Source organism: Chitinophaga sp. Cy-1792, from assembly GCF_011752935.1.
Classification (GTDB): domain Bacteria; phylum Bacteroidota; class Bacteroidia; order Chitinophagales; family Chitinophagaceae; genus Chitinophaga.
In genome coordinates this window covers 112437-130773 of sequence record NZ_VWWO01000002.1, presented here as the reverse complement: position 1 = coordinate 130773, position 18337 = coordinate 112437, and the positions used below count along the sequence as shown (strand labels likewise).

16 protein-coding genes are annotated in these 18337 nt (G+C 44.7%); 2 read left to right on the top strand and 14 right to left on the bottom strand.

Annotation, left to right across the window (positions count from 1 at the left end; translation table 11 throughout):
* The first annotated feature begins 32 nt into the window (after positions 1-32).
* Both F3J22_RS14845 and F3J22_RS14840 read left to right on the top strand, forming a co-directional pair.
* Positions 33-1157, top strand: coding sequence for a hypothetical protein (locus F3J22_RS14845; protein ID WP_167018706.1), 1125 nt, complete (start codon positions 33-35; stop codon positions 1155-1157).
* Between the two features lie 96 nt (positions 1158-1253).
* Entirely contained in the window at positions 1254-1814 is a 561-nt protein-coding gene (locus F3J22_RS14840) for an AAA family ATPase (protein ID WP_167018704.1), read from the top strand.
* 2 nt (positions 1815-1816) lie between these two features.
* On the opposite strand, the gene ligD is transcribed toward F3J22_RS14840, so the two are convergent.
* The 14 genes from ligD to F3J22_RS14770 all read right to left on the bottom strand — a co-directional run bounded on the left by ligD (position 1817) and on the right by F3J22_RS14770 (position 18337).
* Complete coding sequence (ligD, locus tag F3J22_RS14835) at positions 1817-4582, bottom strand: non-homologous end-joining DNA ligase (protein WP_167018702.1); 2766 nt, start codon at positions 4580-4582, stop codon at positions 1817-1819.
* Positions 4583-4675: 93 nt separating this feature from the next.
* Positions 4676-4996 carry a hypothetical protein gene (locus F3J22_RS14830; RefSeq protein WP_167018700.1) on the bottom strand — a complete coding sequence of 107 codons (321 nt, stop codon included), beginning with the start codon at positions 4994-4996 and terminating at the stop codon, positions 4676-4678.
* 93 nt (positions 4997-5089) lie between these two features.
* Positions 5090-5581, bottom strand: coding sequence for a hypothetical protein (locus F3J22_RS14825; RefSeq protein WP_167018698.1), 492 nt, complete (start codon positions 5579-5581; stop codon positions 5090-5092).
* 275 nt (positions 5582-5856) lie between these two features.
* Complete coding sequence (locus tag F3J22_RS14820) at positions 5857-8106, bottom strand: hypothetical protein (protein WP_167018487.1); 2250 nt, start codon at positions 8104-8106, stop codon at positions 5857-5859.
* Between the two features lie 141 nt (positions 8107-8247).
* Positions 8248-9819: a PKD domain-containing protein gene (locus tag F3J22_RS14815; RefSeq protein WP_167018696.1), complete on the bottom strand. Its 1572-nt coding sequence runs from the start codon at positions 9817-9819 to the stop codon at positions 8248-8250.
* Positions 9820-9837: 18 nt separating this feature from the next.
* Positions 9838-10938 carry a hypothetical protein gene (locus F3J22_RS14810; protein WP_167018694.1) on the bottom strand — a complete coding sequence of 367 codons (1101 nt, stop codon included), beginning with the start codon at positions 10936-10938 and terminating at the stop codon, positions 9838-9840.
* Positions 10931-11761 carry a hypothetical protein gene (locus tag F3J22_RS14805; protein WP_167018693.1) on the bottom strand — a complete coding sequence of 277 codons (831 nt, stop codon included), beginning with the start codon at positions 11759-11761 and terminating at the stop codon, positions 10931-10933. Before F3J22_RS14805 ends, F3J22_RS14810 begins: the two co-directional genes overlap by 8 nt.
* 1 nt (position 11762) lies before the next feature.
* Positions 11763-12635 (bottom strand): hypothetical protein, encoded by an 873-nt coding sequence (locus F3J22_RS14800; RefSeq protein WP_167018691.1) that lies wholly within the window; start codon positions 12633-12635, stop codon positions 11763-11765.
* Between the two features lie 2 nt (positions 12636-12637).
* Positions 12638-14368, bottom strand: coding sequence for a hypothetical protein (locus F3J22_RS14795; protein WP_167018689.1), 1731 nt, complete (start codon positions 14366-14368; stop codon positions 12638-12640).
* Positions 14369-14370: 2 nt separating this feature from the next.
* Positions 14371-15576: a baseplate J/gp47 family protein gene (locus tag F3J22_RS14790; protein WP_167018687.1), complete on the bottom strand. Its 1206-nt coding sequence runs from the start codon at positions 15574-15576 to the stop codon at positions 14371-14373.
* Between the two features lie 2 nt (positions 15577-15578).
* Positions 15579-16508 (bottom strand): hypothetical protein, encoded by a 930-nt coding sequence (locus F3J22_RS14785; protein ID WP_167018685.1) that lies wholly within the window; start codon positions 16506-16508, stop codon positions 15579-15581.
* The gene (locus F3J22_RS14780; protein ID WP_167018683.1) at positions 16477-17244 is read right to left on the bottom strand and encodes a hypothetical protein; all 768 of its coding nucleotides are present in this window, start codon (positions 17242-17244) and stop codon (positions 16477-16479) included. Before F3J22_RS14780 ends, F3J22_RS14785 begins: the two co-directional genes overlap by 32 nt.
* Positions 17245-17487 (bottom strand): hypothetical protein, encoded by a 243-nt coding sequence (locus F3J22_RS14775; protein WP_167018681.1) that lies wholly within the window; start codon positions 17485-17487, stop codon positions 17245-17247. It lies immediately after the preceding gene.
* Between the two features lie 7 nt (positions 17488-17494).
* On the bottom strand, positions 17495-18337 hold the full coding sequence (locus tag F3J22_RS14770) for a hypothetical protein (RefSeq protein WP_167018679.1): 843 nt from the start codon (positions 18335-18337) through the stop codon (positions 17495-17497).

Sequence of the window (18337 nt, the reverse complement as noted above, 5' to 3'; positions counted from 1 at the left end):
GGTGCAGTTAACATTTAAAAAGCTGACACCATATGAAAAGAACATTCAGCGGGATCGTCCTGGGAGGTTTATTATTGACCAGCATCCTGGCACATGCCCAACAGAAAAAGGAAACCAAAGTACCTATGACAGCAGACAGCTGGCAATACGATGCCGGCGACGCCGAATTTACGACCGACAACAGTCAGCCGGTCTTAAAACTACTACGGAGCAAAGCCATAGCTACGGTAAAAAACCTGGACTTCTCTACCGGCACTATCTCCTATGACATCAAACCCATAGACTCTTTCTTTGCGGGTTGTGCCTTCCGTAAGCAGTCGAAAGACGAATCCGAATATTTCTACCTGCGCACAGAAAATGCCGGCGACCCGGACGCCTCTACGGCCGTACAGTATGCACCTATCATCAGCAGTATCAACCTCTGGGACCTCTTACCAGAATACCAGGGAGCGGCCAGCTTTACCCGCGGCTGGAACCATATCAAGCTGGTGGTATCCAAAAAACAAATGCGTGTATTCGTTAACGATATGAACAATCCCACGCTCATTATCCCCCGCCTGGAAGGTAATACAACCCATGGCAGCATCGCCTTCGACGGCCAGGCACTGATCCGCAACGTAGCCATCATACAGGGCCCGGCAGAAAACCTGTCTGACGAACCCGAAGCCGATATTACGTATAATGATCCCCGTTATATACGCAACTGGGAAGTATTGAAAGACTTCAGGTACACCGGCAGCACCGATTTTGACAAAGCATGGATACCTGACAATACCGCCGTCTGGGAAAAAATCACCGCAGAAAGAAAAGGAATGATTAACCTTACCCGTAAATATGGCGGCAACTTCACCAGGAAGATCACCTGGCTGAAAACCACCATCACCGCAGAAAAAGACTGCATCAAAAATATACGTCTCGGGTTCAGCGATGATATCTATTTATATGTAAATAAACAACTGGTCTATCTTGATAAAAATACTTTCTTCACCCCCATCATGAAAGTACCAAGAGGTCGCATCAGCATCGATAACGGCAGTACCATCATTCCGCTGAAAGCCGGCGCCAACGAAGTACTGATCGGACTGGCACAAAACTTCTACGGCTGGGCACTGATCGCAAGACTGGATGATACGGAAGGGGTTCACCTGATCAGATGATTGCACTATAACTTCAACCGGATATTATCGCCACCGCTGGTGGCGATAATATCCAAACGCACGCAATTGCTCCGGGAAAAAAGAGTAACTTGTGGTATGTACAACAAAGAAAACTTTTACATCCTCACAGGAGGCCCCGGTTCCGGCAAAAGCACGCTGCTGCTGGAATTGCGCCAACGTGGCTATGATGTAGTGCAGGAATCCGGCCGTAAAGTTATCCGCGAACAGATCAAACATAATGGCAATGCCCTTCCCTGGGAAGATACTGCCGCCTATTCGCAGCTGATGCTCAAACAGGCCACCAGAGATTACAAACGATATATCACCTCTACCAACACCTGTTTCTTCGACAGGGGAGTACCAGATGTGCTGGGATATGTATCATTGATCAAAGGCCCGTCCATAGCCACTTATGAAGAGGCCGCCGCTAACTACAGATATAATACGGACGTATTCATTCTTCCACCGTGGGAACTCATCTACGAAAATGATGCAGAACGCAAACAGGATTTCCAGCTGGCCATAGCCACCTACGAGCAAATGAAAAAAACGTATAGTAGTTTAGGTTATAACCTCATTGAAGTACCTAAAGACGTAGTAGCCGCCCGCGCCACTTTCATACTCAATTACCTGTACGAAAAGGACAGCAATTTTTAACCCTACAGCAAATGCTGTAGCTTGTCCAACACCTGATTCAGGTTAATACCTTTTCCCAGCAACCCTTTTAACAGATCGCCCTTAGCCGCGAGCCTGGCCGGCATCGTATTGATATTAAAATCCTTCATATTGAGTCCGGCCTTTACTTCCTTCCAGCTAAGCGGCGCCGATATCGTAGCACCTGGCTTAGGCCTTAATGAATAGGCCACTGCCATCGTCTGTATCTGGCGGTTCTGCAGAAAATCCAGGTATATCAGTCCTTTCCTTTTGGCAGGAGTACGAACCACGCTGGTAGTATCAGGCAGCCGCTTATTGACAACGCCTGTTACCAGCTGCGCCAGCATCCGCGACTGCTCATAACTATAGCGCGCCCCCAACGGCACCAGTATATGCATCCCCGAAGAACCAGATGTCTTTACATAAGACTCCGCCCCTATTTCATCCAGCACCGACTTCACTACCAGCGCCGTTTCCACCACCTGACTAAATGGATTCTTATCCGGATCTAGATCAATCAGACAGTAGTCAGGGTTATCCGGCTTGCTGATACGGCTATGCCAGGGGTTTAGCTCGATACAGCCCAGATTGGCCATGTACAAGAGTGTAGCCTTATCTTTACACACCAGGAACGACTTGGTTTGTCCGTCCGACTCACTCAGGTAAGGAAATGTCTCTATCCAGTCGGCCACTTTATCTTCTACATTTTTCTGGTAAAAATGAAAACCGTTAATACCTTCCGGGAAGCGGTTGAGCGACTGCGGCCGGTCTTTTAGATAAGGCAATATATAATCTACTACGGATGCATAGTAGTTGATCATATCCCCTTTGGTAATTTTTTCTACCGGCCAGTAGACTTTATCCAGGTTGGTAAATTTCAGCAAACGTCCGTCCACCTTCATTTCTACCTCTGTTTCTCCGGCAGGCAAAAAATCGTTGCCACTATTTTTGGAGGGTTTTGTTATGGCTTTTTTTTTCCTGGCTGATGTTGTAGTTTTTTTTTCGGAAGATGTAGCAGCAGTTTTTTTTGGTGTAGTTTTTTTTACCGCAGCTTTTTTAGCCGGTGTTTTCTTTGCCTCGGCGGTCTTCGCTTTCGCAGATGTTGCTGTTGCCATATTCGAAGATTTTTTCGAAGTTGTTAATTTATCCGGGGGCGCCGTCACTATCTTCTCGTTCTTTTCTGTTGCAGCTTTTTTATCCTCCCGTAGTCCCATAAATATGGGTTGTCGTAAAATCCCTTCTGTAGTAATCTCTGCATATTTCACGGCACATACCAGCAGTGGTTTCATCCAGGTGACCGGCATATTGGTATCAGGTACCGGCTTAAAAGGTGAATGATCGGTTACCAGCGGTTGAAATTTTGCGTAGAGCTCGCGTAGCTGCTGGTCTGAAAACCCGCCACCGGTATGACCAATATACTGAAGTTTACTGCCTTTGTATTTCCCCAGCACGATAGCGCCGAAATATTTCCGGCTGTTGCGCCCTTTGGTATAACCGCAGATGACGGCCTCCGTAAACTGATTGTTCTTTATCTTCAGCCAGCTATCTGTTCGCCTGCCGGAGACATAAGCGCCGTTGGCATTTTTAGCCATTACCCCTTCCAGTCCGCGTTTCACTGCCGCTTCATAAAAAGCCTTACCATTTTCAATGATATGATCACTGTAGCGGATAAGATTATCTTCAGGTGGCAATATTTGTTGTAGCAGCGTTTTCCTGGTTAGCAGCGGCTCTTGCCGGAGGTCGCGACCTTCATACCAGAGCAGGTCAAAAATATAATATACAATTTGCGTGCTGCTGCCGAATTTCAGGTAGTTCTGCAATTGTTGAAAATCCGGGTCACCATTTTCGTCAGGTGCAACAATTTCGCCATCTACGACCGCTTTTACGTTCCATTCCTTCAGGGCTTCCGTTATCACCGGAAATTTCTTATCAAAACTAAGCTGGTTTCGGGAAACGATATGCGCTTTCTCCTTATTGCAATAGCCGATGGCCCTGTAGCCGTCCCATTTGATTTCATAGAGCCAGTCGGCGTTATCAAATGGTTTGTTGGCAAGCGTTGCCAGCATGGGTTTTACACCTTCCGGCATGGCAGCTTTTTTACCAATATTTATGGCAGACGGGGCCGCTTTTTTAACAGCAGCTTTGGGTGTATGTTTTGTTGTTGATTTTTTTTGTGAAGACTCCCATACACGTTCCGGGGATTTTTTTACCTGTGTAATAGTTTTTCCGCTTACCACAGATTTGTTTTTCCGGAGAATATCGGCAGCAGATGCAAACTCATCCTTCATTTTTATGAGCAGCCAGGCGTTATCCCCTCTGGCAGGGGCTTTCACCAGTACAAATTCTCCTTTAAGTTTATCGCCATGCAGGAAGAATTTAAGCTTGCCACTATCCAGTTCTTTCAACAGGGCTTTTTCAGCGGCTTTTTTATTTTTCGCAGGAACATCCGGCTCATACCAGCCTTGATCCCAAACAATGACAGTGCCGGCGCCATAGTTGCCGGGCGGAATGATGCCTTCAAAGTCTTTGTAGTTGTAAGGATGGTCTTCCACCATCATGGCCAGGTGCTTTACACGTGGGTCCATGCTGGGACCTTTGGGTACGGCCCAGCTCTTCAGTACCCCTCTTATTTCGAGGCGGAAATCATAATGCATATGCGAAGCTTCATGTTGCTGCACCACAAAATGCAACACTTCGCTATCGCTGCGGCCGCCGGTAGGTTCCGGTGTAGCAGAAAAGGTCCTTTTCTCGCGGTATCTGGCTAAACTCATACGTAAAGCTTCTACCTACTTAATACAAATCGGATGCAGGAAAGGTTAAAGGGTGGTGTATTGCCGCCATTTCTGGCAACAACACACCACCCTTTATGGCTGTAATAATTCCACTTCTGCCACCAGCACGGCCTCCCACAGGGGAAGTTCGGAGCCGTCCACATCTTTTTCTGTGAGTAGCAGAAAACGCAGCAGGTCCTGCGACAGCATTTTTTCTGCCAGCATAACGGACAGCTGCCGGCGATACTGCAGGAGGGCTGCTTTGTTACTGCCTGGTTGTTCATCGATGCGGATGCTGGCCATGAGGGTATGCGTTTCCCGCATTAAGTCTGCCTGGAACGGCTGGCGCAGTTCTGCAGCGGTGATAAGGTGGATAGATTGTAATCTCTTTATAAAATATTTCTGTTTATACACTATTACTGTTAATAATAACAGGAGCAGGCAACAAACGAGGATTAAACAACTGAATAATGTGATCACAAACAATAAAATGAGGGCAAAATCGATCTAAAGCCGGGCGCGACGGGTTTTGGCAACAGGGACGCGGGTGAGTACTCCTTCCATATTCACCGTCACATAGGTATCAAACGGCTGATAGGCAGCTACTGTACCTTCATGGGCAGCACCATCTTCGAGGTCACATTGTACGGCTGTACCCTTATAGTAATAGAAAAGGAGATCCAGGTATTCCAGTTCAGCTTTCATTTCCGCATTTTTATAGGTAAAAAGCGGATAGGAAGATTTCTGAAATACGCGATTGTAAATATCATTTTTGACATATGGATCATTGAAGAGGTTAGGCAGGTTGTTCCTTTCTGCAATTTTGAGGATGGTATTTTCCTTGCCTTCCTTTACACGGGCCCAATACTTCTTGTCTTTTTCGCTCTGGTATATCTGCTGGCGGATATCGGCCTGCAGCCATTCTACCTGGAGTACTACAAAGAAATCATAGATAGACAATTCACGGGTCTTCTCACACTTAAGCGCTAATGTTTCCATAATTAGGATATAGGATTTGATTTAAGCAATCGAATTCATCACAGTGAGGGAGGTGTTAACAACAATCATCGGCCATTCACTGAATATATGCAGATAACGGATTGGATAATTCTGAGGTACGGGACAAACAAACTATTTACCACAGCGGGTTTCGGCATCTATCATCTACCTTACAAATCTACAAAATGAGGATCAGAATAAAAAGAGATTTGTATTTTTTTTGAGGAAAAAAAGAGTCATTTAACCTGGTTTGATTAAATGACTCCGGAAATTTCTTAGAACATTTTCTTAAAGTAATACAACGCGTAATATGGCGGCATGTTTTCGTGTGGTTCACTATTACCCATATATGCCATTGCGGTGCTTACACCACCTTTCTCATCGCCATCAGCCGGAGGGGTGACCGCGCGACTGTTTTGCGCCATGGAACCAACACCACTTACGTTGCCGGCACCAGAAGCATTCAGACCATGTTTGTGCTTAGGCATCTGGGCAATGCTGAGCGTAACAGTAGCGGCACCACCGGTTTTACCCAGCTGATAGTTTTTACCAGCACCCACGATAAAACGGTCTCTCAGGTCAGGCGTACCCTCACGGCCATCACACAGGTGATAACCAAAGTAACCTTTTACTTTACCCCATCCGTTTGTATCAAACAGGTCAGTGATGACACCATCTGTAGTGGCAATCAGATAGGGGTGCTGTAATTCGTAGTTGGCAGATATCACCCATTTACTTCCATTGTATACACAGTTAAAAATGATACCACCATCATGGTTGAGCATATGCCATACATCTGCTGTTGTAAGCTTTTTCAGCATATCCGGATTTCCGTCTCCATAGTTGCTGACGATGTAAATATTTTTACCACTCAATCCAAGGGCAGTACAATCAAAGTGAATGGTAAACCTATTACCTTCCACTGCACCGTCTTCGCTCAGGCTGATGTACAGGTCATCATTCATGGTAATATTGCCGGTGACATACTGATAGATCTTTTCCTTTCCTACCTGCAATTTAAACATCTGGGTATTGGTAAAAGCACTGATAACGTTGACACCATTAATATCTCCCTTATCCATCTTACCCACAAAATGACTATAGGAATAAGCAGCGGCTCTTACCGGAATAAAGCCTTTGGTTTCACTGGATGTATATGTCTGGAACACCCTGCTATCCGTAGGTTTGAGCAGGCCGCCATTAGAAAAAGAATCTTCTGTCAGGAACCCATGATTCATATCGGAAGGAAGCATGGCATATGGAGTAAATCCTTTCCCGGTCTGATAACGATAGGAAATCTGGTAATTACTTACCGGATCTTTATACGCATCTACCTCACAAATACCAAACAGGGCATTCACCGGAAAACTGTACTCTACTTCCACGTTGCCGATATTGTCAGCAGCATCAGGCGCACATTTTATCAGGACATGATCACAGTCTGGCACTACGAGCATATATTCGCCGGTAAAAAAGGTTTCACCACCATCTGATGATACATCATTAATATCCAGCACATCCAATTGCAGGTTGATGGCAAGTCCTTGTTTTACAGAAGATATTACCCGGCGGTAATTGCCGTTTGGAAAATACAACCTCCATCCGTCGAAATCGCCGTTGGTAAAGTCTTCCGTAGACTTGTAAATACCACCCAACGCACCACCTAATAGGGTAAGGATATTGAAAGATGAATCTACAGACCAGTTCTGCGAACGCATTCCCCAGGCTACCTGTATCTGATTTTTATTGGCAGGAGTTGAAGGATGCTGCCATTTAACAGATTCCACACCTATTAATGGGTTTTCGTTAGCGTCTATCACCGCTGCGTTGAAATCGGCCTGGGTCATCCAGTATTCCAGGCGTTTATCCTGGATAATAACGTTGCCACTTTCTGCTTTTACGCGGGCGATATAGAATTCACGACCCTGGTTATATAATCCCGGAATCTTGTTATTATCCAGCTCTTTTGTGAGAGAATAGGTGGCGCCATCATACTCGAACGGATACTTGTTTACATTAGGGATAGCTGCACCTGGTGTGAAAGTACCCACTACGCGGTATTTCTGATGCTCCTCCACTACAAACTCAGCGATACCGCTGGTAGTAGTTGCAGGATGCGCTACCCTTGCATGCTGGTCATCTATTACCTCCAGTACATCGTATTCCTGTTTGTTGTATTTCGACCCGGGAAAAGCAATCCTTGACGGGAAGTTAGGCAAACCACGCAAGGTGGTAGTAAAGCTGGTACCGACACCCACCAGATCACCATTGATGGCCAGGCTTACTTCACCCTGCTCTTCATGTACTGGCAGATAACGAAGTTTGATCCAGTACCAGTTACCATCAGCAGGTACGGGAATACCGTTTGTTTCCGGCAGGTAGATAAAATTACCATCAGCATCAATACCTTTCGCTTCCCTGATCTTAATTGTTTTCTGACCTACCGTTGTGTCCAGGTCCCTTTCTACTTTTGCATTCAGGAAATCCGGATCCAGGCGTTCATTTTTGATCAGGCCGAAAGACATTGAATTTTCCAGGATGTTTTTTCGAAATCCCTGCCGATCCATGAAATCAGCAAACCGGTTCAGTTCAATGGCTTCTAAAAATAAGTCAGGGCAAAATTTAAATCTTGACATTTACAAGCTTATAATAATTTAACGATCTGTTTAACTTATCACTTTATAACCTACGCCTGGTAAGAGTTCATAGGCAATATTCGTATCACTTTGCAATTGCTGATCCACTGGCAGACTGAGGTCATAAATGGCTTCTCCCCTGTCTCGTGTCAGCAGCAGATTATCTGTATTTGCTACCTGTGTATAGGTATCCAGCACACGTGTAATTGCACTGACAGCTTCTGTAGTCGTAATACGATAGTTGAGCAGCACATTGGCCGTTGCCGGCTGAGTAAGGGCTGCATCCTGATAAAAACGTACGTTTACGTTGGCGCTGCGTAGTATTTTCTTTCCATACGGCAATACTGCCTGTTCAGTTACGGCGCTATTGGTGATGGTGAGTTTAGCGTAAATCAGTGTAACCGGTTCATCACCACAATTGCCACTGGACAATGTAACAGCAACACCATCCGCGCCATCTCCTATCATTACACTGTGGAAAATATACATTCCTTCTCCCTGGTATGGCTGACACGCCGTTTTGCCCTGGAAATCGGCTTTTACGGAACCTGCTGTTCCTGCGATTGTAACATACACATCGTAGGTTCCTTTTGGTGGCGTTTTCAGGACAGGACTATCTGTACTACCCAATGTTGCATCCAACAAAGAAATTGTTTCTCCATCGCCATTAGTGCGCAATTCAATTTTTGTAATGAATGCCTGTGATGCGCGGGAATCCACGTATGCGAGTACGGTACCGGTAGCTCCGGCTGCTTTGGTATTTACCGTTATACTAACCTCATCCTGTCCGATGGCACCACGATTATCCGTTACCGTTAATCTGAATTTGTACACCCCGGCTACCAGTCCGGTCAGCATAGGCTGTGGCACATTCGGATCGCTGAGTTGGTATGCAATCGGGCCTACCAATTTATCCCAATGCCAGGAAACGATGCTTCCATCTATATCCGTGCCTGTACCTTGCAGCTGGATAGCTGGCTGATCTTCCACGAATACGGTTACGTCCGGACCTGCATTTGCAACAGGTGGTACATTTTCAACGGATGGCACAGTCGAATCGGTAAGTATAAACTCCAACAAATTCAAGCCGCCTTCAGTGGTGCGTACCAGGTTTAAGTTCTCCCAGACCTTACCTGAATTGATGTCAATAGTTGTGGTTACCAGGTCCTGCGCACCTTGTGCAGTTGTATACCTGATAATGAGGTTAAGTGATAACTTTTTTGAGAAATTACTACTTACCATGCTGATCTTCCACCATTCTGCCACATGCCTTTGCGATTGCACGATCGCTGCAGTGCCCTGGCCAGGAAGTACCAGGTATTTATCGCTAAAGAGGGCGGGGTTACTGGCACTCTTGTCCCAGGGTGCTATTTCCAGGTGCTGAAAGCTAACGAACTGGCTGCCGTTATATACGATATTAATTTTTAGCTTATTGCCATTTATTGGTTCTGCCGGCGTTACCGGACAGCTTCCCGGATCGTAGACAGGAGGTACGTAGTCAGGATCAGTGGCTGAGTTTATTTTTTTTCTGCCAGTTGGCTGACCTGTACCAAGAATATATTCCTCCAACCGACTATATTTAGTCATCCCGGTATTTTCCATGTGCTTATTTTATTGGGGTTAATTAATCGGACAGGTAGTAGTATCCTGAATAGGTGGAAAATAAGTTCCTACCCCCTCTCCCTGAACATTCACTTCTACCGTACCATCTTCTTCTCCACGCAACAACCTCTTTCTATTCCTATAGGCTAATTTCCCAGAGTTATGTTGTTTGATTGGATCCACCAATACCTGCCGGCATATCGGGCTACCGTTATTAAAGTCAAGTGCATAGCCTGTTGGGCAGCTGTAACCGTTAGGTCCGGTATGGATGTTCTGACCACGAAGGCTGGCTGTTGACCAAATAACGTTAAACTGCACACCTTGCAGATTGTAGAAGTCACTCATAGTATTACGATAGATTTCTGCTCCAAAGCAAAGTGGAGAGGACATCGTGGTAAGACCTTCCAGCTGAATAATATTCAGACCTTTTTTAAGCTGTACTTCATATACGTTCCATTCCTGGTATAAAGTCCATGAACTGGTATTGGTAACAACGTTTACGCTGGTACCTGCTGAATTAGTCATTAAGATACGTGCATTAGTAGTAGCTCCGATGCCAATAAAAACAGTTTCATCTTCAGGTACATCCAGCGTTGCTACAAAACCGATCCACTTATTTAATACAGCATCCGGCGTACCGTCGTTATTAGTATCCACCCATAACCCACAACGGTTCATAGGCCCGGTTGAATCACTACCACTTATATTAGTCCAGAAAGTATCACTGTAGCCAATATAACTAGGCCAGCCACTAGAAGTATTGCTATAAGATCCCAGACTAAATACATAGGCATAATAATTCGTGAACAACGTGCTTTTTACAGCTACTGTTTTTGCCGGGGTAACTGGTACCGTAGCCACAGTACTTCCTTCTTTCATACAGTGGGAACTATCCGGGCTTATTACATACCCTGGGGCACAGTAATAAGAAGTTGCTTCACAATAGGGATCAATGGGCTCCCAAACATATGGTAGTGGACAAGCCGATAAATTTTCCTCTGGCGCCACATAATCAGGATCAGCAGGATCATTGGGTTTGCGAAGTCCCGTAGGATGCCCGGTATTACGATCCACCTGCACCAGCCACTGATATACGAGTGTTCCTGTATTATCAAGCATGATTAAACTTTTTTAAGAAATTATCTCTGCAATCTTTAATAGCATAAATGTAGCGCGACACCGACTGTATTCCCGCTACCTGAAGGCGATTCACCTCGTCAAATGGCTCCTTATCCATGAATTTCGTTTTATCGAGCACCCTGGAATCTAAATGGTGGTATAGTTTCACATCCCTGCGAAATCCCTTTCCATATTCAAAATCCAGTTCTTTATGGATTTCCGTTTTAAATCCCCGGTCCCAGATATTCCATATCCAGGTGCGCATTTCACAAATCCATCTGTCATATTTGGTATTGATATTTCGACACATGTATTCATAGAGTTTTACGCTATCTTCTTCTACTTTATACCAGAAGTCAGCATCCACTCCTTTACCAATTGCATGAAAACCTCCCGGGCGATATGGCTTAGGTTGCAGCCCTATTACGTGTTCAAACTGTCCGCTTTCAATATATTGTCCTGCATCACTCCAATACCAGGTATCTGGTAACAGTTCTATTTCTGGCAGCCCAAAAAGTAACATATCCTGCTCTGCAAAAAAGAAGTATTGGTCTTCATTCTCTTTACACATCTCCCAAAACCGTCCGTATAAATGGGGTTTACAGGAAGGCTTATAAAAGCGGTGTTTAGTATCCTCGAAGTAGTGACAGGTAGCAAACCGTTCAAACTTTCTGAATTCATCTGAAGGCTTTCCATCTATCTGGGTCAGGAAAATGATATTTTCTTTAGGGATTTCCAGGTGCTGAACAGATGACAGAAATACTTTCAACTGCCATCTGAAATAAGCGTTATCAGCTTGTGTCAGCAACAATTTATATTGCATATTATGCTTTGGTTAAGGTCACAAAAAAATCTATATCATCGCGCATATTACTGTAGGCTCGTTCATAAGACTCGCCCGGCGCAATGGTTTCGGTGACTACTTCCGGAATGAGAATCCATTCAGTATTGTCCAGATCATCTGGATCAACAGGTATCCATTCGCCATCATTAAGCGTATACGTCATTAATAATGGATAGGGGTTATTATTCTGTCCCCTGAGCACCACCGGTAGTTCGTAATTTCTGAAATCAACTGCAGTAAACTGCGAATTCTTATCCAGGACTACAGGGCCACCTTCCTGAAATTGAAAGGATATTTCAAAATACGCATTACCGAAATCCGGGCCTGTTTGAAATGCACCTACATAGGCGGAACCATAATAACCTCTGAAGTTAGTAGTCACATTAATCACTACTTCACCCGATAACCCGGTAAATGAAAAATCAGATTCACGGCCGCCAGAAGCGCGAGCTCCAACGAGCACACCATCCATAAAACAGAAGGCATCAAATGCTACAGGCTCCGTGAGAGTTCCATTTTCATTATAATCACCAATTCTCGTGCTCTCAAAACTAATTTTATGATCTCCTCCCGATTCAGTGAACGATGTAGTTTCACCAATTTCCACTCTTCCTTCATTAACACCTGTGTTTACGAGATAGTCAACATACCCGTCTCTTGGCGCTTTAGTCCAGTTATTAATGGTAAAATGCGTATCGGTTATTGGGATAAAAGGGCATCCGGCTGCATCCACCACAGGTGCCACATAATCCGGATCTCCCGGAACATTTGGTTTCACCACACCTGTAGGAAGCCCTGTGGATGCACTGTATTGTACCAGTAGGGCATACTGTTTATTTCCTGTATTTGACATAATTAAAGCGTTATGGGATTAGGGGTATCATCACCAAAATTTGTACAATAACCGGTTGCCACTTCTCCGATCCAGTAGGTATCCCTCTGTTCACAACCAGGATTTATCGGCCTCCAGGCAGTGGTTTCACAATAAGGTGCTTCCGGCTCCCAGTAAAAGGTTTCAGGCACTTCTTCGATTTCATTGTAACCGGCATCACCTACATCTGTTAATGCCATCCAGGAATTATAAGGGATCAGGTAATGCCTGATATAGCTGGTCACCTGGTTAATTGCAAACGAGTGATTCCGGTTACGCATCCAGATACTGATGAAGTTATTTACCTGAACCAGTCCTCTGGAATAATTCGTTTGCATCGGTAGCATTCTCATGCCCCACAAGCTTCCTGTACCAGATATTTCTATTACCGGGATAACATAGGTAGTATCGTAATGGAAGATGAGATCATTACCCTGTTTGATTTCTGTTGTATCATGTGCAAAGGTTGTCCTATTCCGGTTATACAGGAACAATCTCACCTGCAGGTACTTATCATTTCGTACCAGCTTCACCGACTCAAAGAAGTAATTATTATCTGTACCATCTTTATACGAGCGGGCATTGAGTACATTACCATCCTTGTCATAAGAATGAATACCTACGGAAATCCGGCTGCCGGCATCCAGCTTTACCAGGAAGGAGAATTCATAATCCAGGCGGGGATCTACTTTAATCCTGAAAGCAGGATCTGTACTTTTCAAACCACCGTCTGTGATTTTCATCACTGACTTTTCCTCCTCCACAGCCGCGGTCACATCTCCATAAACAGGATATTTACTAAGATCTTTAACATCAAAATGAGTTTCATAATTTTTATTGATGTTATCGTTCAGGTAAAGTCCTTTGTATAATGGAGAGGCGTTTCCCAGGTTCCATCCGAAATGTTCCGGTTTATAGAGGTTAAACAACAATTCATCTTCCTGACGATAGTTGATCAGACGAAGTAGTTCCCCGTCGATAGCTGCGCCCAGCTCCTTTTTATCGTAGATATGTTTGGTGCCGCGATAGGCGATCTGATGGTAGAAATGTTCCATCAGATCCGTCATTTCAGGAAGTGTATTCCCATCAGAAACAGCCAGTCCACGTTGAGAGATAAAGTCTGACAACAGAAAATCTGTTTCATAGAAATGTTGAAACTTACGGGCATATATCACCATGTAGGAAACAAAATGCGCGACAGATTCCCAGAATGCGATGAAGTCTTCATTACCGTTCACTTCATTCTCCCGGTCCATGTAATTGGGAATAATCCCTTTGGCATATAGTTTCTGTAGAACATTTACGTACCAGCTGATCACTTCAGGATCATAGGCGCCAAAGTACCTGGAGAAAATAGAGTTATCAAATACGGGAGTCTGCGGAAGAGGCGCAGTTCCGGCAACCTCCAATAAAGCGCCGGTGACCTGAATATTTGCATTCAGGTCGCTTAGTTTACGATCATACTTCATTTCGAAGTAAACCACGTCCTCACCGGAAAACTGTAAGACGGTGAGATTATCTATTGTCAGCGCCTGCCACTCCGTATAATCTACGCCGTTAGTTGAATAGCGGAAAAATTTTTCAAAGTAATTATTTCCATCTTCACCGGTAGTAGCGTCCGCAAAAGAGGATATTCCCAGGACAGCCACTGCCGGCGAACAGGTGAGTATTATGCTGTTGCCTTCCTCCCTGAATATTGCTGCTTGAATAGCCATAATTATAAATCTAAAATGGTGGACATGTAAGCGTGATCAATCACGTTTGGATAGTAAAGTGGGGAAAGTGTGCCGCTGAAGTTGGTAATGATCCTTCCTTCGAGGTCCAGCATCAGGAATCCCCGAAGGCGTGGCAGAGCAAACTGGTCAATAGACAGATCTGTCCGCGGATAGAAATACTGATCCGGCACGTATTTAACGCCTGCTGTATTTTTCACAATTTGTAGCAGGTTATCCCATTCCACACGCATAACAGATGGATCGAAGTAACGGAAATCGAGGTACTTGGAAATAACTACCTGAATATTCCTGCGAATATCATCCGGGTTAACAGAATTATCCAGCTCCACGCGGAAGCAAATATCTACTGGAGCATAAGTCGCATTCTGCAACTCAATACCGTAATATTCTGTTCCGAAGGGTTTATATTCTGTCAGAGAGAAATACATAGCACTTTTCTTCAAAAGGTCATCCATTTCCGTGTTGGTAAGAATTGATCCGTCTTGTGTTACGATGCCCAGTACCACTTTTCCGGAATTACTGTTGCCGTAATGAAACACACGCAGTACCTTCCGGTTGATGGCGATAAAAAGTTGTTCCATCATTGCCAGCGTACCACGTGCGAGGATGTTTGCCCCATTTTTTATACGGATACGGAAGAAGTCGTCCGACTCTGTATCCCGACCATATTCTGCACGACTTTCATTGATAATATTGAGGTGTCCGCTGGGGGCTGGAGCTAAGCGGGCAATCGACAATGCTTCCACGTTGGTGGCAGCACCTTTTTCAATGCTTCTGACCTTTGCATAGGCAAAGCCGGCATCCCCCACCGTAAAATCTTCTTCAAATTCAAAACGGATACCCGCTGTAGATGTCGGAAAGTGCATAGTAGCACTATATTGAGTTCCGGGGTTTGCCATCACTCTTACGTAAGTGGTAGCACCAAGACTTCCCATACGAGGGGCTACGCCAAAGTTCAAAGCCACTTCGTCCAGTTGTGTTCCAAATGCTGTATCAGGAAAGAGCTGGCTTAGTGCCAGCACAATGTCCTTTTCGCTTTTTCCCACAATTTTGGATATACCGGTAGCGATACCGGAAAGCACAGAGTTATCTGCTACTTTGGTTACTTTATCCGTGGTATTAATCAGTGTTTCAAGGAAAAGTAATCTCCTTTCAACGGAGGTGGAAGGTTTAATATCCAGAGCCATGATTATATTGTAATACTAGCGTCGATCGTTTCATTCAATCTTGTACTCACCTGGTAATTGATCTGCAAGGTGTCATTTACCACTTTAATTTCTTTAATGGTAAATCCTTGCAGTGTATCATCAGATGCAAAGGTGGCAGTCATCTGCCGGGAGATCACAGGAAAATTGAGCGATGCCCTGTTGCCGCCAATAATTACAGCTGTTTGCAAACCATCATTCGGAGCATGTGGGTTATCGTTGACCTTCAGCGCTGCCAGGATCTCCACACTCTGAAATACGGTATCATCTTCAGAAAGTGCGAGCAAGTCATTATCAGCAAATTGAAGGGCTCTGTGCAGATCTTTTCCGAGAATACGTTTTCCCTCCATAGAATCTACTACTGCAGCCACATTTATCGCTCCTCCGCTGCGTGGTACTGTCAGTTTCAGGCTCACACCACCATCAGGCGTGTAATCTTCCTCACGAATGTTATTGCGGATAGCAATATCTGCCCAATCATCTTCTGACAAGGTATCTTTAAGAAGATCTTTTGAAATCCGCTCCAGTGTTTGTCCGGCAGGCATCACATAATCAAAGTTCATTTGTGCATCGTATGCTGCGATCCCTCGGGTAGAACGGGCCCATCGATTAATATTCCTAACCGTTTTGAGCCGGTTGTCAATGTTCTCGACTTGTTCCAGCAGGTACCACCATTGGCTGTTCGTGAATTGTTTGCCATATGTCTGGAATACTGTCAGATAGATCTGGGTTTCCGATTCCAATGCTGTAAGGCTGGCGAACGGATCACTTTTTACACTGTTTAGGTTACCAGCGTAGTAAGCTGCCAGGAGCGGATAATCATACTGAAAGAAGCTGAGCGCCCGTTGAAAATAGTCGCGGATAGACTTCCCGGTAATACGCTCAAAGTTCATTAAGGTATTTAAGTTGATCATTTTTAATGTTTAATATGCCTGCCAGTTGATTAACAGTCGAGTCCATCTTTTCCTGTACCTGATGTGCTGCTTCCAGTTCCATATATCTTTTTGCGGAATAGCCGCCTGCTGCCAGTGGTGCAATCGCCTTCAGGGCAAGGGTGTAATTATGTAACATGTTATTTTCCTCTGTCATCGATATTTTGAATGACATGGGTTTTACATAATAGCTGTTGCCAAAGGCGAGGTTATAGAAGATAAGAAACCTGGGGCCTTTTTCATCCACCCTGTCTGCATCCTGTATCAGCTCCTCCATTACTTTCAGGCAGCCATACCCCGTTTTAACACGATCGTCAAAAACCTGTCTGGCAGCATCTTTCACCTTTTCCAACAGGTTAGCACCTTTGGGTTTTCTGAAAGAACTGACAAAGTCTGTGAAGTTGGATCCCAGAAGGATTCTAAACTTTCGTCCAAACGTTCCTGACAGGGAAATGTCCACTGGCGAAAAAGTAGTACTGGACATAGCTACAATGCCACCCAATGACCGTTTGAAAATAGTTGGTTTGGGCTGCGATTCTTCCAGACTGGAAGGCATTACGGGGAATATGAAATACTTCAGCGTACTCCCATCTCCATCCACCAGTTCAAGTGCACAAATGTATTGTTCAAACTCTGTGGGGTACATTACATTTATGCCTTCCCTGCCGCTTTGTTCTAGCAGTGCATCTCTGGTTTGCACTGCGGTTTGTATACTCATCTATTTTACAGTTGATTCTAAAACAATCGGTGTCACATTGGCGGCCGGCCCCATCGCTGTTTGTACGATAATGGCTCCAGGTGGAATGGTGATGGTAATGCTTCGCATGGCATTGTATACAGCTGATTCCAGGTATTCACAATGAGCGGTGATAGCAGCTGAGGCATCTTCCTGTTTCTGGTTATTGGCACTTTGAATTTGCGCCTTGAGGCTTTCTGAAAATTTCTTTGGGATTAACGGCATAGATTAATTATTTATTTATAAATCCAACATTACTCAGAAAATCATCGGTCTTATTTTTGAAAGCTGCAATCTGCGTTGCATTCAATAATGGTTGCTGACCAATAGCAGTAGCGACAGTAGTTTTACTCAGTTCATCAATAAGATCAGACAAAAAGCTCTTTAATTTATTTCCGAGTACCAATGGTTCTTCCCCACTATTGATGATAAACTTTTCACCCTTAAAAATATTCTGGCCCGGGTATTGCTCAAATACTGCAGCTTTACTGTCATCTCCTGATTCAGCGGTTCTATCAACAGTTGTACTTCTAAAAGCCCCCTGTTGACGAAACGAAACTTCCTCAGACGTGCTGCAAACCATGCTTCCCTTTACCATAGTGGATAACTGACCATTCTGCTTACCATTTACGAGCAGCATCATAGTACCTTCAGCTTCCCCACCGTTAACAGATAACACCAGGTTTCTATTCTTTGGTGAACCGTGTATATCAACATACGCATCTTCCAAAGTGCGAGACCACTTCATGTCCCACTCTGTGTTGTCACCCATTTGCTCCGAAGCCAGGAATCTGGCTATAACGAGTGGCTGACTCTGACTTTCCTCTGTAACATAAACCACCGGAGAGCCCAGCTTATCAACCGTTGCCGGAAATTCCAGGTGATTCATTACCTCCGGGGAAACCGGTAACCGGTTCATAAAACTCCCGTCATCTCCCCAAACACTGATGGTGTGATTTCTGAAACAATCCTGTATGTATAGCTCTCTGTCAATATCAGTGGGAATAGCAACATAGGCAATCCCTATCGCGTATTTGAGGTCAGACAATGGTGTTCTGCCAAGTGTGTATGACAT